The following is a 22,164-nucleotide window of genomic DNA, read 5'->3' as shown; positions in this document are numbered from 1 at the left end:
GTCGTGTGGGTGGCAGCCCATGCGTCCCGCGCTTCATCTCCTTCCTCGTTCTCCTTGATGCTCGGTCGGGCGCGTTCGCGTCCTGTTCCATGCTCCAACGAACCAATCGTTCAGTGGTGCGTTATAAACATAACGCGCCATGATCTTCGGCTATGTTATTAGGCATCCGATGTATTTTCGCGCATTGTCAGGTGTTGTGCAACAGCACCGAATGCTCGGCGAGCAATAAAACAGAGCACATATTCCATCGCTAGATTCAGGCAAACTCGCCCTAACGGGCGTTGATTTAGCGTGGCCCCGAGAAGCACCAGAGGTGAAAACTGACTCCGCTCGAGGCTATTGCAAGTGCCTCAGTATTAAATTTGCATCGTCGTACACAAGGGCAAACGGCGCAAGCGCATCTCGTACAGTCTTCGCATCTGCATCCGAAACCCAAGTATCGCTGTCATCGAGCAGTTCAAGCATTGCACGAAATACCCCGTCGATCACAGCAGCATTTGCGACAACTCGGCCCGCTCGGATGTGCTCGTCTATTGAGCAAATCAGATCCGCGTGGTCCTGGGGACTGCGATCCAAGCACAGCTTTGATCCGGCATAACCGACATAGCCGCGGTCGCCCCGCGCGAGCACGGCGGTCGCGCGGTACAAGTTCTCGACATCGCGTTGCCGCAGGTACGGCTCAGGCGCTCTTGAAAGATGAAAGAACCGTTGAAGCGCAGCGGCCGTATCGACGATCGATTCGGACCACGTCCCGTCTAGAAGCAATGGCCGTTGGCGCAGATCCCGCACGACGAATGCTTCGTCCAGATCTTGGGCAAACCGAGCTGCCTGCTTGTAGTTTAGGATCTTCCTCCAACGACTTCCGAAATGGCGCTCATACAGACGTCGCTTAACTTCCGGGAGCAACTCGTCCCTGAGCCACTCGAATGCAAAATCGCAGGGCCACCAGTCGCGCGATGACAAGGCACGATTTGGGAGAAGCTCATTCGGTTGCCATAGCAGCACGAGTTCGCCGTGCCTTGAAAGATCATCGATGTCGTTGGCGACGTAAAATACGCCGTGATATCCCGCGTTGAAACGCTCGTTGGGATGTTCGGTGAAGGGCTTGAGCACATTCGGATTTGCGTCGAACATGTGCCATGGGCCTTCGCCGCGCCCCACATCGTGTTCCTCGACAAATCGCCCGATCTCGCGCCACACGTCCACTCGAATTGCGGCAAGCGCCACTTTCATGTTGCCCCGCATGATGAACGGGAAGTTCGTCGCAGACCAAGCCGTTTCTAGTGCCTTCAACGAGCTTCGCATCGCGCCGGTCAATGCGTCGGCAGCACCCGCCAAGTCACGCACGCCTTCTTCCTGCAGCGTCAGTCGGCAATGCGGTAGATCAACGATGTATTCATCGCGACTATCCATCATCCGGTCGACGATGAATCCCCGGTATTGATTCATCAGCGGAGCGCCTTCAGCGAAGAGCAGGCGCTCCAACATCCATCGATGGCTGAAAGTGACGGTCATGCCGCTCATGTCTGGCCGATTGAAGGTAATCGCAGCCGAAGCATGCGTGAACCGCGGGCTCGGGAGAATTGCACTCAATGAGAACCAAGGTCCTTTGAAATGCCAGCTTTCGCCGAACTGGTTAATCGTGCGATAGGTGCCGTCGATCACGAATTCCCGTTGGTCCGAATCCTCGTGGTCGCTGGACGACACCGTCTCGCGCTCCCGCCGAGTCGCGCCGACCTTCGGAGGGGTTTCGTCGATGACAAAGGCCTGTCGGTTCGGGGACTCGTCCTGCCCGTTTGAAACCATCTTGCGAGCCCAGCGGGCCACGTGTTCTCGCGGATCGAAGAAGGCTTTACTCGCTACTTCGTAAAACGCCACACGCTGCATCCAAACGTTGGCAAACGACTGCACGCTGTTCCAAGGAAAAAACTTGGACAGGATGTCGGGATATGCCTGCACCTTGAGAGTGAGGGTGTGTCCTGTCCAAAGCTCCGCGTCGATGCCGACTTGTCTCAGGCGCTTATATTCGACCTCCCACCGATGCGCAAGAGCGCCGCCGATGTCGTGCTGCGCGAGGATTAGAACGAATTTGCGTGTTGACTTGAGCCAGCTTCCGTGGAGGAATTTGTCGATCGCCTCCCCGAGATTTGTCGGAGCAAACTCCTTCCAACACTTGCATTCGAAGACGACCAGTTTATCGGGTTGTAGCGAGTCGAATGCGAAGAGGTCAATGCCCGCTTGTCCCGTCCCGGTGCCGCCGAGACGTTTGCAGCCGACTAGCGTATGGTCCTTCCTTAAGAGCCACCAGCAGAACTGTTCGAACGCTACAGAGTTCATCGCCGGAAAGTTGAGCTGGTGTTCGCCAACAGGAGGAACAACGTCAATCGGCGACACAGGCGCTGCGGTGTTGAGATGTTCAGGCCATTCCTGAGGCGTGGATGAGTGGAGGGGTGAATTCTTCATGGGTAGTAGTTAGCTTGCCGAATCACTGGGAAGAGCAAAAAAATATTCGTTTTGAATACGCGTCTGTGCTAAACATTTATCTTTAAATTCGGAGCGGTATTTCCTTTCGGTTGATATCGGCAGAGTCAACAGTCCTCTTTAGTATTCGATTCGATTGCACATGAGTCTGCCGGTTGCGGTCGATATTATTCGGCGCGCCGATTGAACAAAGATCGTGTTATTGAATGTGTGAGTCCTCCGTAGAACATGGGCGGACACGCGGCCATCGAAAGATGTGCATGCTCGGCAAGCCTGCCATTCAGCGGGGAAGCGCAAAACCATAGGACCTGCGTCGGCGAAAACCTTAACCCAGAACTGTTTAACCTCAGCGTCATCGATGCAACGCTGCTGCGCAGGGCTCGGCACAAATCGGGGAGGAAAATGACTCTGCCGTAGAGCCTTCCTTCTGCACTTGGGCTGACCCCAGTTGAGCCTTGAGCAAGTGCAGATCCGCGCATCGCATCGACTTCGGCGAGGACCTGCTCCGGCATTGTGGGTCACGTGACGTGTCTGTCGACTCGCGCGGACTTGCCGCTCAATGTGTTTATCGGCTTGCTCCTGTCGGTGCTTGCACGATATTCTTGATCACGTTTTTCAACTCTTCCTGAGACTGAAAAATCCCGAGGTCGAAAGCGTCGTGATCGTTATAAGATTGAGCATGTCGAAGCTCGATCGACGGTCTGCATCACGGCTTTCCACCTAACGCAGACGCAACAAAACCTCGAATCGGCCTCAGCAGCAATATTTGGTTAGGCAATGGATAGTTTGCTGAGGAACGCAGGTTGGCGCGCTTTTGCATATCGAGGGGGTGGCATCGCTCCGGCGCAGGGAGCGCGAGGATTTAGGCATTTTTCAGGTAGTAGAGCAAAGGGGCGCCTATGACTTCACCGAAATACTCGGCGCTGTATCGAGCGTCTGCATGATGGCATCGCTTAGAGGCACCGAACTTGTATCGCCCATATAGTAGAGCGCAACACGATCGGATGATTGAGCGACTACGAATCCGCGTGCCACCTCTACTCCATCTTTGACTACTCTGTAACACCTTATTTCCGAGTGCTCACAACCTTTGTCAAATTTTTGTTTGTCCGCCAGCGCGACATTTCTGCCTGCAGCCTCACCTACGTAGAATGACAGACCGAAGGCCGAGCACAGGAATGAGCACAGCGATAGTATCATTACAGACACGATCGCCACAGCCCCAAGTAGACTGCAACGTTCCGTATAAGAGCTCTCTTTTTTTGTATGTTCGAGCGGAATCTCACGGGGTTTTCCGCGAGCGCGTTGTTGCCGTTTGAGTGCGAGCCAGCCCGAGATTGGTAGGACGAGCATTGCGGCAATCATGCAGAGCAGAGGCGAAGAATGTTCACCAATCCACTCGTATGCGAAACCGAGCGCGTTCGAAAGACCCCAAAACGCCAGCACGAAATGGGTTTGGTGATCCGCAGGAAATGCCCCGTGGTGGATCGAGAATTCTCGAAGGTACGAGCTGTAGTAAGCGTCGCCGAGCGAATAGGCAAATCCACTTATTAACAAACTCAAGAGCGATGCGATCACCGCCCATGGCAATACAATCCTAGTATTGCCGTCGTTCTTGTCTTCGTCTGTCTCGCCGAACATTTTGCGGTGGCACTTGTGTAAGGGCCATCATTCTAAAATCGCTTTCATCTCAAAAACTACATCTGGTCACAAATCGCACAATACCTTTGTGTTCATTTCGGCCAATCGGGAGAAATTGACGCAAATGTATGTCTTACGTGCATTGGCTACGCCGACTGGGCCCCATTCCAGCCGATGTTCCTGAGGAAGTTGTCGGCCCGCTGTTGTCGGTATGATTCGTCTCGGATGCGTGCGGCACACCTGAACTGTGCCTTTGTGAGCGACCGACGCGCACGAAATACTCGAACGCGATACCGCTATGTCGGCCAGTTGACTGGGCGCGCGCACGACCAGCGCTAGAGTGACGACCCTTCTGCGCCACGGCTCGTACCGAACGAACATCTACGCGGCTACCGAGCATTCGCTGCTTACCGGACGACGAAAAACTCGAAATCAAACTGGCGCCGCATGATGTCTTGTGACCGTCGAAGGCAACGGCTTTTCCGTAGATCAGCACATTTCGATCACCCTCGATGATCACGCAGTCGTGATGGCCCGACTACCCGACTTGGGGCGCGTGCACTTATCTCCAACGCGAGCAGTGCTTCGGCCCATCACGCGTGACATGTCGCTACCCGTAACAACTTTTCCACCGTGGCTGGTGCTATCGCCGACTAGTATGACGACCCGCGTGCGTCTCTCCGTTTTTCTCAAACATCCAGAGTATTGTCGGAACAACTGCCAGCACTTAAGTACCTTTACATGATTCGACAACTATCCTGAACGCCTGCAATCCAAGCAGCTATTGTGACTGCGGCATATACGCCGAATACTGCGATTGCAAATCGTGCCCACGTCACACCGAAAGGCAGAAGAGCGAGGAGGGCAGCGCAGCCGACGACTGCGCATGCACCCATTGCAAAAAGCGCCGGAGAATCGGTCGCCACGCCTACGACCCGCGCGACGATAACGAAAGGCCGCCATAGGAGCGTACCTGTAACATCCTTGCAACGCGCAGTGGAACGACCTGAAACTGCGACTATCCCCAGAACCGTGATAGCAGCAGTGATCGTAGTCGTCGAAATCCAGAAAGACAGTCTGCCGACCGACGTGGCTGTGCTGTCAACTTCGCGCTCGCTCGTATTGCTCAATTTAGTCATCGGTAGTTGAATGGGTTCATGCGGCGCGCTAACCTGATGTTCAAACCAACGATTGAATCGCGAATTTGCGGAATATCTATACTGCCGCAGGGTGCTTCCCGCACATCACGATCCACCGAAATTTCCTGCCGTCGCGTGCAGCGTTGCACCACAGCTTGTCTTGTGCCCATCGAAAGCCACTGCGCGGCCTTCGACGACAAACGTCGGATCCCCTTCAGCGATGACGCAGACCTGATGACCTTCCATTGGACAAACGCAGGTGTCACCGACGCGAGCTATCGGCCGCCCCTCAACCATGAAGTTGCTAGCGCCGGTTTCAACAACTCCTCCGTGACTGGTCGAATCGCCGACACGTATGACGTTTTTCATTGAATCTCCGATCAGACTTTGGGGCCGTTTGGTGGCAATGGTGCTGGATCAGTCGCGCCGCTTTCCTTGTTTCCTGTCGTACCATAGTCAACCAGTCGCCACGTGGTGTTGACAGCGTGGCGGGGTTGCCTACCTCGTATACGATGGGCGATGGTCGGCGTACCTAACATGGTAGCCGTTGGCAAAACGGTGCCCGCTGCGAAATGTTGCTGACCACCACCTTCAAGCTCATGTGAGCTTGCTTCAGGACAAGTCCACCACCCCGTTTGCGGACAAACAGAACCGGTCTGTGCGAGTGCGCCGAGCGGCAGCGTCGGGTGCGGGTCCGCTTCGCTCGTCTTGACGTCGCCAACTGGACGAATATGCAGTGAGTTAGCTACCGCGTCGAATACAGCGATCGCCTGGTCATCGGTCAACTTCGGACGAATGGGATCGCCGTTCACACTCGTCATGCCGCTTTCCAATTCGACGACTAACGTCGGCTTCAGAGGCTCCTTAACACCGGTGCCTTGCGCTTCCCATCGGAACTGATGCAAGTGATACCCGCCTTCTGCAGGCACAGTCTCCAAAATCTCTTCGCCTTGCCTGCCATTGACATCGCGCTTTCCGCGTCTGAGGGTTTTGATTTGACCCACAAGATTTGCAAAGGCCGCAGGTACGCTGCCGCTACCCATGCGCTGAAGAAGTGTCGGTTCGCCAACCTTGGTGACGGTCATTGTCCGCACTGACACCAGGACGCCGGGCCACTGCGCAAACTTGAAGCTTATTCCGGCATCCTCGAACTGCTGCCCAGAGCCGTCGTTAGCAATGAAACCATCCTTCAAGCAAAATCCTGGTTGCGCAGGGACCTCATCGGCCTTGCGAACTCGCAAGTTTGGGAGCAGTTCATTTGTCAAGCGAGGCAGTACCCTTTCCCGGAAGACCGCCTCGTCCATGTCTTGTGTCTTCAAGGTAAACAGATGATGGTCCTTAAGCCAGTAAGCCTCGAACCCGTAATTAATTTTGCCAAATAGCTTCTGCGACGTGACGAACGCCCGCGCAGTTGGATCGGATGTGACGACGCTCTTTAGCGTTCGCCCCTTGTTTTCGTCTGTCGCCTTTAAGACGACAACTCGCTTCTCCATATTCGCCGAGAACGATTGGGCATCCATGTCAGTCCGCTGCGAATCAATTCTCCCGAACAGATATTGATAGGCCTGTCCATTGACTTCAGCGTCCGCAGGAAGATCTACAAGGAAGCGTCCGATGCAGTAAGTGTTTGTGCCGCTCATCGCAGGCCCTTTGGCGCAGCAAGTCGCAGCAACCAAGCAGGTTCCAAGAGCTATCGAAAGACGAATTGTCCTCATGTCAAGCCTCGCGATTTGTCGCGAGCATAAAATGTTCTCTGCCCATATACGATCGGGACAATCACGAATCGGTCGTACCCTTCGAGTCGATCTGATCGGCGTCGTAGTCAACCAGTCGCCACGTCGTGTTGATAATGTGGCGAGGCTGTCTACCGCGTATGCGATCAGTGATGGTCGGCGTACCTAACACGGTGGCCGTTGGCAAAACGGTGCCCGCGGCGAAATGTTGACGAGCGCCACCTTCAAGCTCATGTGAACTTGCTTCAGGGCAAGTCCACCATCCCGTTTGCGGACAAATAGAGCCGGTCTGTGCGAGTGCGCCGAGTGGCAGCGTAGGAGACGGGTCCGCGTCACTCGTCTTGACGTCACCGACTGGTCGAATGCGCAGTGAGTTAGCTACTGCGTCGAATAAAGCGATTGCCTGGTCATCGGTCAACTTCGGACGAACGGGCTCCCCGTTGCTTAACGTCATACCGCTCTGCAACTCGACGATTAGCGTCGGTTTCAGGGGGGCATCTACAGACGTTCCTTGAGCCTCCCATCTAAACTGATGCAAGTGGAAACCGCCTTCGGCAGGTACCGTCGAGAGCATTTCCTCCCCGCCGCGACCGTTAATTTCGCGCCCACCTCGCCTGAGAATTTGAATTCGGCTGGCCAGATTTTTGAACGCATCAGGAACGCTCCCGCTGTCCATGCGCTTTAGAAGGCTGGGTTCGCCCGTCTTCGTTATGGTCATCGTCCGAACCGAAACCAGAACCCCGGGCCATTGCGCAAACTTGAAGCTGATCCCGGCATCTTCAAACTGCGCCGCACTCCCGCTGTTCGCAATGAATCCGTCCTTCAGGCAGAAGCCTGGTTGCGAGGGAATTTCGCCGGGTGCGCGAGCGCGCAGATTAGGCAACAGTTGCGTCTTCAACGTAGGAAGCACTTCATTCTTGAAGATCGCATCACTGAAGGGGCTGGCCTGCATTGAGAATACGGTGTTCGCGTCAGCGCGGAAGGCATCGAATGCGTAATGAACGCGACCAAACGGCTCAGACTTCGAGATGACGATCTTGCTGTCGGCGCCTGCTGACACCGTTGAGTCAAGCGAATACCCTTGATCTGCTTTTACGCGCTTTAAGGCACTTTCCTTCTTGGTTACGTCTGTAGCCAATTCGTCTTGAGCTGCTGCAGAGTGCTCGGAGTCAATCCGACCATATAGGTACTGATAAGCTTGCCCGTTGATTTGCGCATCCTTTGGTACATCAACAAGGAAGCGTCCGATGCAGTAAGTATTTGTGTCGCTCATTGCAGGCCCTTTGGCGTAGCAAGTCAAAGTAATCAAGAAGGCACAAAAGGCCATCGAGAGATGAATCTTTCTCATTGTCAACCCTCGTAATGCACAGTTAGCTCAACAACGGGGCTTTCTGCGTAATTTTGGCGATGCAATACAGTACATTGCCTTGGACTATCAAGTTGCCGTAACTGTGCTGGTGATCAAAGCCTCTCATGCGAAACACCGTCAGGTTGCCTGGGCCCGGGTTAGGACCGCCGGTGACAAGATCGCCCGATGGGCTAGGCACCGTCCCGTCGCCGGAAGAGGGGTCGTTGTTATCCTTTGGCTTGTCGCGATTTGCCAGCGAGAAGGTCACCTTTTGCGAGTCCACCGCGACAGTTGCCTGCCCGAGCTTAGTGAATGTCTCGGGTAAAAGGCTCGGCAGTTGACCAGTTGCATCGGCGGGCACGTCGTTTCGCGTTACCCATCTAACCTCGCTGAACGCAACTTGTTTCAAATCGCTGCCATAGTATGCATATGTGTTGGGATGGAAATAGAGCTTTACGTTATCGTGAAATGTCCGCGCCTTCAGTAACGTGTCGCTGTAGGCGTCCATCGCTGTCGATTTGGTCTTGCTCGCCACTCCCGCCGGATCAAGCAATGTATCGTCCACCATACCCCACCACACGTCTTGAACCCGTTGACTATAGATTTGCCGATATGGATCGGTGATCCCATCCTTTGGGTCGCTTATTTTGTCGTCGGGCGTTACGACCGGAAGGTAGGGCATCAGGGGGATATTTTTCCCGTCGCGTTCCTGTTGAAATTTGAGCCAACCCGGTGGGTAGTACTTTGTAGGCAACAACTCCAGTGGCCCTGCTGAGTTTGCCATCACGCAAGTGATATCGGCAGCGTCCCAACCAATGATCGCCGCAAGTATGGAACCCATCAAATCGAAGATGCCACCTGTTTCAGTGCCTGCTCGGAAACGGCGATAGACAACAGGAGCACCGCCAACAGGTTGCACGCCATGTACGACGCCGAGGATTTGATCGGCCACCTTCTGCGCGGCACGTCTGGCAACCAGACCGCCCATCGAATGGGTCACCACGATCACCTGGTCTACTGAAATCCAGTACTTGCCACGTTTGTACCAGCTTATTGCATCGCTAATTCTTTGGACCAGCACATCTGCCGAATCCTCATTGCTGCCTAACCAGTTATAGCCACATGCCCAAACGGGGAAATAATAGTCAGCGAGCCGATTGAATTCGCTGTCCGTTAGGGGCGGCACATCGCCTTTGATGGGTCCCCATTCCTTCAATACGTCATGGCCCTTGGCGTCTTTCAGCGTTTTTGCGACTGTCCATACAGGCAAGTCGCGGGGATCACCAGTGCCGGGGTTCAATTTCTGATCGTTCAAGGCAAGCTCTAGCTCGGCGAGAATGCCAGCGTAACTGTCGAAGTGCACTTCTCCCCAGCCCCGACGCTTCGCCTCACTTTCAGTGAGCGTGAAGAGCGTGCGAGGTAGGCCGACCTTTCCGTCGCTATAAACCTCGGTGTTTGCAGAAGACAGTTGCTCCTGACGTTCAACCGGCGTTTGACCCTTGCGCCTCCACCACTCTCCCAATCCGGCCATTGCTCCGTTTGGCGGTATCCAGGCAGGTGTTCCCTGTTTTTGGGCAGCCCCATTCGCACACAAATTAGTTCCCATAATGCCGGGCACAAAGATCACCGGGATGACGTGCTTTGGTGGCATTACTCCAAGCGCGTGAACTTTAAAAGAGTCTGGGCTTGTGACGCTCGAAAATTGAGGATCGCCGTTTTGATCGAACTCGAGAGGCACGCGGCGGACGGCCTGCTTCTGAACGGGCGAGGCATCGGCGACGGGATTAGACATGGGCGGTATGGGAAAACAAATAAAATCAGGAAATCGGACGGATTGTCAGCGGCCGTATCTGCGTATCCTGCACGATGGCCTCATGTGCACCATCCGCACCAAGTTGGCCAGCGTCACGAACAGCGCCCGTTTCATCGGTAACTTGATGCGGCAGTTTCGTAATGGCCTGGCCAGCGCGATTGGCTAGCGCAAATTGTTCATTGGTTTTCAGCGTCGATGCAGGCATATGCGGTAAATCTGGATTGCCTCCGCCTCCACCTGTAAAGCTAAAACTCGAAGTTTCGATCTTGTGCTCACCGCTCGACGACGCGAGAACTTTGCCATCAGCAAGCGAGTAGGTAACGCCGTTTGCCTTGAACAGCAGACTCGGTGCTTCGATCACAAGTTCTTTCAGTGAATACAGGTGCAAACGGTCGGACGCACCAATTTCTGCCCGTCCCTGCTGAGCCTGGACGGTAATGTCGCCGCTGCCGGCAATCAGCTTCATGCCAGACTTAGCAAACGCCGATAGTCCTTGTGCCGCGCGCAGAAGAATCTTGCGCCCCGTGCTCACGTTGACGTCCTGAACCGCGACAACATCCACGTGCGTACCTGCGGAAGCTACGATATTGCGAGGGCTGCCGAGTACGACGCCATCAGGTGCTGATACACCGATGATCGCGGCACCTCCCGGTTTATCGCTGTCCCATTTTTTCAATTGATCGAGCGCCTTTTCCTGTGGCGCGGTATCGGTGCCATCAGCGTCGTGGGTCTGCGAAAGGTCTGCGATCTGCTTTGCGATCGCTAGAGCGGCCTCAAGTTGGCCTATAAGTTCCTGACGGTCCAAGACTTGCCCGCTAGCACCTGCTCGCCCATCCGTCGAGATCAGCAAACCCTGTGCTGCTCGAATAGCACCTGACAAATCCGTGCGCAATTCAAAACCCTCGCCGCGCTTGTCGGATTTGCTACCGTCTCGCGGGTGTCCAATCCACCCCTCGTTCAGTTGGGTTTTGCCATGCTCAGACGAAAGCTTCGTTTTCGTCTGGTTAGTTGTATCGTCAAACTGCAATTCGCCGTAGCCTGCACCGCGCATCTCTTTTGAGCGGATGCCGTATAGGGCGGAGTTGCCAGGAAGGCTTCCGGTACCGGAAAATTGCGTCGGCGTGCGATTCGCGCCGTGCAGGTTTGCTGTCACAACCGGCTTGTCCGGGTCGTTCTGCAAGAACGTCACCAATACTTCGCTGCCCACCCGCGGCCAGAAAGCTGTTCCAAATCCCGCGTCGGCCCAAGGCAATGCAACACGTACACGCGCAGAATCGCCGGGGGTACCGCTTGCACCAGCGACGGGGTGTTCGTCGCCGCGCGTGAACAGGAACTGCACCGCGATGCGTCCGTTTTCGTCGACATCCACCTCCTGACCCGCAGCGCCGACAACACGCGCGCTCATCGGTCCCACCGCAGGAACGCATGCAGGATCCCACGTAGGGACGACCGGGATGTCGGCACGGATACACTCAAAACGATTGAGGTAGACGGGACTGTCTTTATCTAGTTGTAGCGATTTGCCGGCCGGAGAGTCCGTGAGTAGGTGATTGCGCGCGCTCAATTCGACACGCGTCAGCACAAACCGCCGTTGCTCGGCTGGATGCTCATCAATTTCTGCCTGCCCCGTCAGAGAGAACACCGTCCCCGTTGCACCGCTGAAAGCGCGTACAACACTCTCACCAACGAAATGTTTGGCTTGCTGCTCGTGCGCCTGCTGTCTGCGTAGATTGATTTGCCTGTAATGGTTGGAGTCGTTGGCGATGTGCGGCGAGTCGTAGCGATACTCGGTCAGAGTAGAGCCGAGCGCTTTGCCGTGTTTGCCTTGGTCCTGCACGTTGGTTTCGTTTACCTCGTCAGCACGTGCGGTACTGTAGTCGTACGATGCAGCGAGCACCGAACCTGGAACGAGCGTGCGATGTGCCTGCCACGTTATTACTGTGTCGTCCTTTTCAGTTGCATCGGCGCGATGGAATCGAACGGTGCCTGCTGCATTCGATTTCCACGAATGGACATTGTCAACAAGGTGCAGTGTGTGCAGCGGCCAGCCGTCTTTGAGCGCGTGTGAGTAGTACCAGCAAATACCTTCGCGGCGCCATAGTCGGCTAAGGAAAGCTGCGTCGCTTTCGCCGGCTTGCATCATAAACTCACGCTGAGGATATGTCGCTGTCAAGTCACCGGTATCGTAAGCAAATGCACTGGCGAGGACGCTGTTTGCCCCAATATGCTCTTGCAGAATCGTCGTCGTGATATCGACAACCGAAGCGTTGCGGAACACGCGCCATGTTGTTCTATGGCGAAGAATAGACAAGCCGTCTTCGCACGAGTATTCATTTAATACGAAGCCACCGTCCGACGCGAGCTGCCGGGCACCTGTCACGATTGCGCAAACGGTTCGGTCGCTTCCTCCAACATCGCCGATGCTGAATGCCACTGGCACCCCAATTAACGTTTTTAGCGGGAGTCGTGCGTCGGTCGAAAGACAACTGAGCGTGTAATTGAGCGATTCGCAGATGCCTTCACTTCCTTGAAGCTGATGTGGAAGCATCGCATTCGAAGGCAATCCGGCGTCAGGCGCAAACTGAACTTTCAGGAGACGCTGGCTCTGGCTGAACACCGACAGCAGTTGGTCAAAATTCTTGAACGCTCCGGACAGGGAACTCAACGGATTCTCGGACAGGCCCGAGAGCGAGAATGGCGTAGACATCGACTCACCCTGAAATCAATGGAGTACGAGTTAAATATGCCATTTTCTTACCCCGGAATTGTCAATTTTGTTAATCGCTGCGCGTTGATTAGCGGACGTGGAAAATCCGTATTTTCGTGTGGCAAATTATCAGCGCCTTGACTCGGTGTCAATGCGACATTGAATATCTGCAAAGTATTATTCTGGCGAATGCCAATTGCATAAATATGCGGGAAATCCACTTGGTTATTTATCGGGAAACGCAACGCCGATCTGCTCCGCGCCTTCCGCCTGCACTGGGGCTCAGCCCAGTCGAGCCTTGAGCAAGTGCTGATCGCGCATCGCATCGACATCAGCGAGGGCCTGTGCTCAGGCATTGTGGGTCACGTGACGTGTCTGTCGACGCGCGCGGACTTGCCGCTCAATGCGTTCATCGGCTTGCCGCTGTCGGTGCAGATGGTCACCGACCGTGGCGCCTTGCACCCGATCTGCGCGATCGTCACCGACGCGCGCGCGGGCCAGTCGGACGGGTCGCTGGCGACCTACCAGTTGACCATGCGCGATGCGTTATCGGTGCTGGAGGGGCGAACCAATACGCGCATCTTCCGCACGCTGAGTGTCCCCGATGTGATTGAGAAGCTGCTGGGCGAATGGCAGAAAAAGAGTCCGGCGCTCGCGCGCGCGTTCGATTTCGACCTGTCGTCGCTGGATCGCGCGAAGTATCCGGTGCGCGAGACGCTGTTGCAGTTTCACGAGTCGGACGCGGATTTCATCCGGCGGCTGTGCCGTCGCGATGGCATCGCGTGGTTCACGGCGGCGGGCAAGCGGGGAGCGGCCCCATCGGCCGACGGCGCCGGTGAGTCGCCGGTGCACACGCTGGTGCTGCTGGACGACCCGATGAAACTGCCGAAGTCGTCGGCCGGCACGGTGCGCTATCACCGCGACGCGGCCACCGAAGCGCGCGACTCGATCACGCTGTGGTCGGCCTCGCGTCAGCTCGTGCCGGGCAACGTGCAGCGCGCGAGCTGGGACTATAAGAGCGCGACGGTGAACGTCCGTGCCATCGCCAGCGACGTCGAAAATTTAGGCGCGCGCAACCATTGATGAACGTCGAGACTTCGTTGTCCTCCTCCGACTCCTTGCATGTCTGCCATTGCTTCAGTTCGATCGCGACTGCCGTCGGCGTTCCATCTTTGGCGAAGCCACATAGCAAGCAGTCGATACGCTTCGAGTTCGCCGGCAGTTGAAATTCGAGCATGACGTCCCGGTTGGCTAACCTGGCGCGCGAAAGCTTGATTCTTAGTCTTGGTAATCGGAGTACTTACGCGAATCTCCTCGGACTTTTTCGGCGGGATACTTCACTCCATTGATATCCATTTTTTCCAGACAGGCCTGATAGAGGTCGACATCAAGCTTGTCTGCAAGGCGGACGAGGTATAGCAATACGTCCGCCATTTCGTGACGAATGGCGGTTTGCTTGCCGTCGTCCAGTTCGCTTTTGTGTCCGGTGGTCAGCCACTGAAACGGCTCCAGTAGCTCACTCGCCTCGACGCTTAGAGCTGTCGCGAGGTTCTTTGGCGTGTGAAATTTGTCCCAGTCGCGTTCATCCGCGAACTGACGAACGAGGTCGCGCAAGCTAGCAAGGTCACTTTGCATTTCAAAGTCTCTTCGGATGATGGTTCCCCCAAGCGACTGTGGATGACTAGTTGGATCGGTCTTGCGGGGTGAAATAGAGCAGAGGAGGCGTGCGTACACGAGTGGGCCGCATCGTCCTTATCTCAATAGGAGGGGATGATATAAGACCGGGCGGGTTGATGCGTGCGTTAATTATTTGATCGTGTGGACGCGCGGCCCGGACGGCGTTGTAATGCAGGTCGCAGAGGGCCGGTAGGTGACGCGGACGTGCCGCGAACGACGGCGACCGATTTTCGCGGGCGGGAGAACTCCGCAGTTAACAAGCGTGGAAACCGAAGTTATTTTTACCGTTATTCAAAAGGCATTCTTCTCGCAAGAAAAAATTGCTGATTTAACATTTGTTTCCTCTTAATAGATTGCGGTAAACGTCTGATCTTTTGTAATATCGCGCGATGGCGCGGGGGCGCAAATTGCATAAATAAGAGGCGGTATGGGTGCTCAGGACATAATCGCGGCGATAAAAGGTGGCTTGTTGCAAAGCGATCGCCTGCTGAAGCTCGATACGCCATTGGGTGCCAATGTCCTGTTGCCACAAAGGCTGGTGGGCCACTCACGCCTCGGTCGCGACTATGAATTCACGCTGGACGCCGTTTCAACCAATGACAATATCGAGCTAAAAACGCTGATCGCCCAGCCGGTCACGCTCTGGATCCAGCAAACCGACCAGTCGTACGCTCCGCATCACGGTTATGTCCACACCGCCCGCCGTTTAGGCTCGGACAGCGCAATAACCAGCTACCAGATCGGTTTTGTTTCGTGGATGCATTTTCTGCGTTTCAGAAAAGATGCACGAATCTGGCAGGATAAACCGGTCGATGAAATTCTCACGGATGTCTTCAATATGCATCCGCAGGCACAGGGTGCATTCCGTTTTACCTTGCGCAATCCTTTGCCGCAGCGCTCGTTCTGCGTGCAATACGAAGACGACTGGAATTTCTGTCAGCGGCTGATGGAAACGGAAGGCCTGTTTGGTTATTTCGAGCAGGCCACCGATGGTAAATCTCATACGCTGATCATTACCGACGATATCGCCAGCCTGCAGCCGCTGTCTCCCCAAACGGTGAACTTCTACCGCTCGGGTACGAACAGCGAAACCGATGCCTTCGTGCAGTGGGCTGGCACGCGCACGCTGCAGAGCACCACCCTCACCACGCGGACGTTCGACTACAAGTCGCCGTCGACGGGGGCGAATCCGAAGGGCACGACGGTTCCCACACTGACTACACAGGGCAACCTGCCGCAGCAGGCCGAGGTGTACGAGTACACGGGCGCCTACACGTACGGCCAGCAGGACCGCGGCGATCAGCTGTCGAAGATCCGCATGGAAGAGTGGGAGTCCCGTGCGAAGCGTTTCCACGGTGTGGGCGCGGTCCGCCGCATTGATGCAGGCCGCTGGTTCGAACTGCAGAACCACCCGGAGCACGACAACGGCAGTCAGCAGGAACGGCAGTTCGCTGTTATCGCTGTCGAGTGGGTCATCGAAAACAACCTGCCGGTGTCCAGTGGCACGACAGACTTCCCGCACAGCCTGAACGGGACCATAGCCGCCGCCCGCGCCGCGCATGGCACGGACGCGTCGCTGTTGATCAAGGCAGCAGATGGCAGCGAAGGCTTCTTCATGGCTACCGTCGAAGCCCAGCGCAGAACCGTCCCGTTCCGCAGCCCGTCCGAACACAGCAAGCCGAAGATGCACATGCAGACGGCCATCGTGGTCGGCCCGGCGAATGAAGAAGTCTTTACGGACGAACTGAACCGGATCAAGGTCCGCATGCACTGGGATCGTCTCAACGATGGAGACGAGAACGCGTCGTGCTGGATGCGCGTGGCCCAGTCAGATACCGGTGGCAGCTATGGCGCGGTGCATGTGCCTCGTGTCGGCGAAGAGGTCATCGTATCTTTCCTCGATGGCGACTGCGATAAACCTATCGTCACCGGACGCGTCTATAACGGAACGAAGACGCCGGACTGGCATTCGAATGGGATCCTGTCGGGATACAGGTCGAAGGAGTATCAGGGCAGCGGTTACAACCAGATGGTGATGGACGATGCGACGGGGCAGAACCGCGTGCAGCTCTACAGCACAAGCACGAATGCGCAGCTGCATCTGGGATATCTGATTGCGCAGACGGGTAACTCCCGAGGCGCGTATCTTGGGAGTGGGTTTGATCTGAAGTCGGATGCATATGGCGCAGTCCGGGCTGCGCAAGGTATGTACGTATCGACGCATCCGGCAACGGGTCCATCGAGCCAGCCGCTCGAGGTCCGCGAGGCCAATAGCCAGTTGGTGAACTCGGAAAGTGTGATCGAAGCGCTGTCACAGGCAAGCGAAACGCATCAGGCCGAAAGCCTGAAAGACGGCTATGACTCGCTGAAGTCTTTCACCGACGCCACGCAAAACAGTATCTCAGGCGCGGCAAGTAACGGCGGCAACACTGCGGGCGGAGGCACCGGAAACGCAAACGGGTTCAAGGAACCGATCATGTTGTTCGCGACGCCGGCCGGTATCGCAATGTCGACGCAGAAGTCAACGCACATCTCGGCAACCGAGCACGTCAATCTTGTTAGCGGGCAAAGCACCCACATCGCCACCGGCAAATCGTTAATAGCGAGCGTCGGCGAAAAGATCAGCCTATTCGTGCAGAACGCAGGGATGAAGTTGTTTGCCGCCAAGGGCAAGGTGGAGATTCAAGCGCACGCCGACAACGTCGAGCTGACGGCACAGAAAACGGTCAAGCTGATCTCTGCGACAGATCGGATTGAAGCCACGGCCAAGCAGGAAATCCTTCTAACGTCCAGCGGTGCATACATCCGAATGAAGGGCGGCAATATCGAGATACATGCCCCGGGAAAGATCGACATAAAGGGCGCGCAGCATAGCTTCAGTGGGCCTACTCGCCTAGACCCCAAATTTCCCTCTTGGAAAAGCAGCGATATCAATCCAAGTCGGTCGCCGGATTTTTCTGGTTGATTTCCCAAAGACGATTTCGTAAGTGCGGTCGTTTTGCTGAGTGGGGCTCTCAACCGTTCGCCGACACGCTACTCGGTACTTGAAAAGGATCACAGTGTGGCAGAGCAGCAAGATCAACCGTCAAAAGTCCAAAGTTGGGCGTATCCGTTTCCGCTGAAAAATGCGCAGACGCAAGCTGCGCCGGAAGATTACCTGACCGCGTTGGCTTCCGCAGACGACGGCTTCTATCCGCTCGGAGCCAATGGCCTATGGCATGGCGGAATTCATTTCAGTCAATCGACGAGCGACAAGTTCGAGCAGGACGGCGGCGTCCGCTGCATCGCAGACGGCGAAGTGGTCGCGTATCGCCTGGATTCGCAACTCCAGGAGCTAACTTATCCGGATGCGGGCAAGGCCGGCTATTCGAGCGGCTTCACGTTGATTCGCCACCGGCTGGCGCTGCCGCCAGTGCCGATATCGACGCCCCCCGGAAATACGGCACCACCGCCGGCGACAACTGCCGCAAGCAACCCTCAAGATGTATTGACGTTTTTCAGCCTGTACATGCACACGCTGGCTTGGGCCGGCTACAAGGCTGATCCGCAGCAACATACCGCCGGAAAAGCTCTGCCTGCGTATTACGGTGCGACAAAGCAGTATGCGGTCGGGACGAAATCAACCGACCCGCAGCTATCGTCGCCGGGCCATGACGCATCTGCCCAACTAGGCTTGCGGATCCGATCAACCCATTCGGCAAACGGCGAGATCCTAGGCTGGCTTCCGCGCGGGACCAAGGTTGAAATAGCGAGCACGCATGGCAAATGGGGCAAAATTTCGAGTGTCGTGGAAGGGGCAGTGCAGAGCTACCACGCAGGGCAGTCACCGAGCGCGGGCGCCTCAGTGGGCTGGGTTTACCTGCCTGAAATGGACAGCGAGTCCAAGCCAAGTGCGTTGGATCAGATATATGTCTTGCCGAAGCCCCATAAGATAGCGGCTGGGGAGTTGGTTGCTTATCTTGGCGAGTATCAGCGCCTAGCCGAGGCTCGGGCACATGGTCAGTTGAAACCTGTCGCGGGTGAACGGCCGTTGTTACATTTGGAAGTGTTCACAGGCGAGGACATTAACGCCTTCATCTCTCGCAGTCGTGAACGTGCACAGCACCTGCCAGCGAAGGATCGCACCCTGCTGCTGATTTCAAAAGGGGCGAAACTCGCGTTGCCTCGTGCAGAGGACAGTTCCATTAATGCCGGCGTTAATATCAAGCCGACTGTTGATTCGCCGTCTGAGGGTGTTTGGTGCAAGGTGCAGCAAGTGAGTTCGGCGGCACATCCCCATCCGCCAAGCGCGCCGCTATGGATCAAACGCAGCGATCTTGCTGCGACAGGTGCGCGTTCAGCCTGGACAAGCTTCCCACTTAGTCTGCAATCACCGACCGGTCCAACGGCGGCCTATCAGCGCGTGGTATCGATCGCCAGCAAGCAGCGTTGCTCTGACGGGGCTGGAAATACGTGGTATGCAGCGCAAGTTGCCGATGAGAACGATGCCGCAGCTGACGGCTGGGCCTGCGATCATGGCCACACGCTCGTTGAGTTGAAAAGCATGTGGGACTGGCCGGGTTTCGACGTGCTCGATCACACCGCGTCTGTATCGGAGATGTTCCAACGTGCGCTCTTCATCGCTAATGAGGGCACGCCCGATGAGATTGCTACCTTCCAAACCTCATTCGATAGCGCGAGGTCGGATGCCGTCCTTAAGAAGCTTGAAGACGCGATCGACGGTCAGGAACAGCGCGACGGAAAAATAACGGCTCATGAATTGCAGCTTGCGCTGCGCAAGCCATGGCTATCCGATCGTATCGACCACCTGATCGTGCGCTATGAAAGCGAATGGGGTGGCCAGATGAGTAAGTGGGAAGCACTAAATCCGCAGATGCACGCGGGTTTGCCAGTTTGGCAGGCGGAGATGAAACGGATTGAACACTTGCGCATTTGGAATGGTGTAGCGGGAGCGGTCGATCACTTTCCTCCTGACGCAACGGTATTTCACTTGCATCCATTCGGAATTATCGGCAATTTCACTCAAGCGACTTGTGCATGCCATGACGATTTGACCGTCGCGCAGCTGAAGCGCATCGCAACTCACGCGACAAACCAGAATCTCAATTCTTATATTGAACCATTGAATCAGGCGTTTAAAGACTTCAATATTAAATCCTGTGCAGCGAAGGCACACTTTATCGCTCAGATGCTTCAAGAAAGCGGTGAGTTTGCGTTCACCCTGGAACAGGGTCAACACTTCGACTACGACCCTTGGCGTGGGCGCGGCTTGATCCAGATAACTTTTCAACCCAATTACCAGGCCTACCAAGATTATTCCGGAGAAGACGTGACTTCCGGACCGGCTGCTATGAGAAAACTCGAGCAGTCGCCTCATGCCCTTCGTTCTGCTGCGTGGTTTTACGCAATACATTCGAATCTTCTTGGCCCGAGCGACGAAGACGATTTCATCTGGATCACCCGCACGATCAACGGTGGCTATACGCACTATGACGAGCGGTTAGCTTATTTAAACCGAGCAATCGAGGCCTTGGGAATTCAATCTTGCATGAAATTGAATCGATCGGGGGAGTATAAATTTAAAGAAAGCAGGGCATACAACGAAAAACGTGCGTCGTTTGCTTGGGGTTTGTGGAATGATCCCGGACTACACAAGCCCGGGAAAACGAAAAATCGTGCTGAGGCGCAAGCAGGCTACACTCGCTATCTCGAGTTAGATGCGCAAGACGGACATCCCCTGGATTCTCACGGGCAACCGAAAGACAAGAAGTGGTATGGAATCGGCCAGAACGTCTGCGTGTTTAACTATGCCCAACAGCGACTTCAACAGTTAAGTAGTTCAGGGAGCTAGTTTCATCTATGAATTTCAGGTTAATTAATACTTTGATCCTCGGGGCGTGTGTTTTTTTGACAGCACCCGCATTTGCATCTTCGATAGAAGTTGTCGTTGCATCAAGTGACGCTGGAAAAGAGACTGCTGGTCGCTTTTCCTATTCAGTCGATTCAGCGGGAATGGATATTGTTTATCATGATTCCGCGTCCAATAAGGAACGCAAATATCATCAAGCCAAATTTGACGAATGCAGTTCGATGGCTCTGTATCCGCTATCCGCAAAGGGGCAAATTGCAATTGACGGCTCGTGTTCGAGTCGTGGAGGCCAGGTTTTCACCCATATTTATGAATGGAATAAAAAAATTGGAGACTGGTGCCTTATCCGGGAGATTACTGGGGAAAAACCGGATATTCCCTCGGGTGACTTGTTCGGCTCTCGCCAGGTTGCAAGAGTGGTGGGATGCCCGCGAATCGGAAATGACGGACCGTATCAGTATGAAGAAAAATCTGGGCTAAAAAAGGACGTCGCGGATGAAATTCAAAAGTTTAAGAATGCGCAACGTGACAAATCAACCCTGAAGCAGTACATAGTGAATATGCCATTTTACGTTCCGCTTGAACTCGCCGACAACCTGGATGCAGTCAGCGTTCAGGACGCAAATGATATTGCTTTTTATTTGATTGAGAATGGCCGTTCTGACGATTCGGCGCCGCTTTTGCAACATATTGTTGAAAAATATCCTGACCGGGTAGTTGCGAAGCTTAATCTTGCTGACGCGTATTGGCAGGACAAACTGATTCCCCAGGCAAAAGAAATGTATCAGCAATATGCAAAGCAAATGGGAGAGCAGGGGAAATCTGCTCGCATTCCAGAGCGCGTCTCGAGTCGTATAAATCAGCGATAGCCAACGATGTAGCCACATCCCTTGGCCATCTGATGGTCCGCTAGCCGTGAACTGATCTTAATATCGGAGCAGCCTTGCTAGCTGGTTTTGGCCCCCCTTTCCAGAGATGGCCTTGCAACGCATCTTGCGGCATTGACCTACGCGGAGTTCGGCAGAACCGCGTTGATGCCGGGGCCGTACGATTCGCGCATCGTGGAGGACGCGATCGCGTGTTTCGACCCGGCGCGACAGGTGGCCTTGATGGCACCGGTTAAAATACGGGCCTATTTCGATGGCGATGAGGCGTTGAAGCAACTACCACGGCCATTGGGACCACGATATCCTATGGCCGTGACCAGCGTCTTCAAACTGTGTGAAAATTCACATGACGCTAAGCGTCCCTCCTCACGCAATACCACAAGATGGCCGGAGCCTCCCTGATCACAGAGTAGAAATCGCGAATTTCAAAAAACTCTGGATACATACCGCTTACATGCTCGACGCCGAATCTTTTCAGTGCCATCGTCGCGCGCGGTATGTGGAAGTACTGTGAGATAACAAGAGCCCTATGCAGATTGTGCGCATTCATATAGGCGCTGGCATTTCTCGCGGTGTCCCATGTGTTAAGGCCCAGGTTATCCATGACTATCCGGTCTCGGGGAACACCTTTGGCAACAAGATAATTCTTCATTGCCAGAGCTTCATCGGCGCCTTGTTTTTCGACGCCACCGCTTACCATAATCTCAGGACATATCCCGCTTACATAACAATGAAGCGCTTCATCGAGCCTTGCCGATAACCTTCCTGATGGGCTACCATCCGCATGAACTTCATTGCCGTAAACGATAGCAATATCGGCTTCTTGGGGTTTCGAAAGTAATCCTACGGAAACGACGACAAGCGACATG

13 protein-coding genes and 1 pseudogene are annotated in these 22,164 nt (G+C 55.1%); 4 read left to right on the top strand and 10 right to left on the bottom strand.

Going from position 1 to position 22,164, the window contains the following annotated elements; genetic code table 11:
- Positions 1-336: 336 nt before the first annotated feature.
- The 8 genes and pseudogenes from HWX91_RS05340 to HWX91_RS05305 form a co-directional block, all read right to left on the bottom strand.
- Positions 337-2,463: a hypothetical protein gene (locus HWX91_RS05340; RefSeq protein ID WP_127837957.1), complete on the bottom strand. Its 2,127-nt coding sequence runs from the start codon at positions 2,461-2,463 to the stop codon at positions 337-339.
- A 915-nt stretch (positions 2,464-3,378) separates the two neighbouring features.
- Positions 3,379-4,122: a hypothetical protein gene (locus HWX91_RS05335; RefSeq protein ID WP_028197668.1), complete on the bottom strand. Its 744-nt coding sequence runs from the start codon at positions 4,120-4,122 to the stop codon at positions 3,379-3,381.
- Between the two features lie 406 nt (positions 4,123-4,528).
- Positions 4,529-4,815: pseudogene (locus tag HWX91_RS40610) on the bottom strand (PAAR domain-containing protein); the annotation flags it as partial.
- A 551-nt stretch (positions 4,816-5,366) separates the two neighbouring features.
- Complete coding sequence (locus HWX91_RS05325; RefSeq protein WP_028197669.1) at positions 5,367-5,630, bottom strand: PAAR domain-containing protein; 264 nt, start codon at positions 5,628-5,630, stop codon at positions 5,367-5,369.
- An 11-nt stretch (positions 5,631-5,641) separates the two neighbouring features.
- Positions 5,642-6,901 (bottom strand): T6SS immunity protein Tli4 family protein, encoded by a 1,260-nt coding sequence (locus HWX91_RS05320; RefSeq protein ID WP_028197670.1) that lies wholly within the window; start codon positions 6,899-6,901, stop codon positions 5,642-5,644.
- 136 nt (positions 6,902-7,037) lie between these two features.
- Positions 7,038-8,342, bottom strand: a complete 1,305-nt coding sequence (locus HWX91_RS05315) for a T6SS immunity protein Tli4 family protein (protein ID WP_081833142.1) — start codon at positions 8,340-8,342, stop codon at positions 7,038-7,040.
- Between the two features lie 22 nt (positions 8,343-8,364).
- Positions 8,365-10,134, bottom strand: a complete 1,770-nt coding sequence (locus tag HWX91_RS05310) for an alpha/beta fold hydrolase (protein ID WP_028197672.1) — start codon at positions 10,132-10,134, stop codon at positions 8,365-8,367.
- Between the two features lie 25 nt (positions 10,135-10,159).
- The gene (locus HWX91_RS05305) at positions 10,160-12,862 is read right to left on the bottom strand and encodes a type VI secretion system Vgr family protein (protein ID WP_052660767.1); all 2,703 of its coding nucleotides are present in this window, start codon (positions 12,860-12,862) and stop codon (positions 10,160-10,162) included.
- Positions 12,863-13,168: 306 nt separating this feature from the next.
- Between HWX91_RS05305 and HWX91_RS05300 the strand changes: the two genes are divergently transcribed.
- Positions 13,169-13,945, top strand: a complete 777-nt coding sequence (locus HWX91_RS05300; RefSeq protein WP_028197674.1) for a type VI secretion system Vgr family protein — start codon at positions 13,169-13,171, stop codon at positions 13,943-13,945.
- A 195-nt stretch (positions 13,946-14,140) separates the two neighbouring features.
- Here the strand turns inward: HWX91_RS05300 and HWX91_RS05295 are convergent, their stop codons facing one another.
- Complete coding sequence (locus HWX91_RS05295) at positions 14,141-14,497, bottom strand: nucleotide pyrophosphohydrolase (RefSeq protein ID WP_042275620.1); 357 nt, start codon at positions 14,495-14,497, stop codon at positions 14,141-14,143.
- A 469-nt stretch (positions 14,498-14,966) separates the two neighbouring features.
- Between HWX91_RS05295 and HWX91_RS05290 the strand changes: the two genes are divergently transcribed.
- The 3 genes from HWX91_RS05290 (at position 14,967) to HWX91_RS05280 (ending at position 21,277) form a co-directional block, all read left to right on the top strand.
- Entirely contained in the window at positions 14,967-17,504 is a 2,538-nt protein-coding gene (locus tag HWX91_RS05290) for a type VI secretion system Vgr family protein (RefSeq protein ID WP_081833144.1), read from the top strand.
- 96 nt (positions 17,505-17,600) lie between these two features.
- The gene (locus HWX91_RS05285) at positions 17,601-20,390 is read left to right on the top strand and encodes a hypothetical protein (protein WP_042275622.1); all 2,790 of its coding nucleotides are present in this window, start codon (positions 17,601-17,603) and stop codon (positions 20,388-20,390) included.
- Positions 20,391-20,398: 8 nt separating this feature from the next.
- Positions 20,399-21,277 carry a tetratricopeptide repeat protein gene (locus HWX91_RS05280; RefSeq protein ID WP_127837958.1) on the top strand — a complete coding sequence of 293 codons (879 nt, stop codon included), beginning with the start codon at positions 20,399-20,401 and terminating at the stop codon, positions 21,275-21,277.
- A 370-nt stretch (positions 21,278-21,647) separates the two neighbouring features.
- Here the strand turns inward: HWX91_RS05280 and HWX91_RS05275 are convergent, their stop codons facing one another.
- Entirely contained in the window at positions 21,648-22,163 is a 516-nt protein-coding gene (locus HWX91_RS05275; RefSeq protein ID WP_244143995.1) for a YdcF family protein, read from the bottom strand.
- Position 22,164 lies beyond the last annotated feature (1 nt).

The organism is Paraburkholderia fungorum, from assembly GCF_902833645.1.
GTDB classification, from domain to species: Bacteria; Pseudomonadota; Gammaproteobacteria; order Burkholderiales; family Burkholderiaceae; genus Paraburkholderia; species Paraburkholderia fungorum.
The sequence above is the reverse complement of the archived record's forward strand: the minus strand, read 5'-3'. Positions and strand labels throughout refer to the sequence as shown.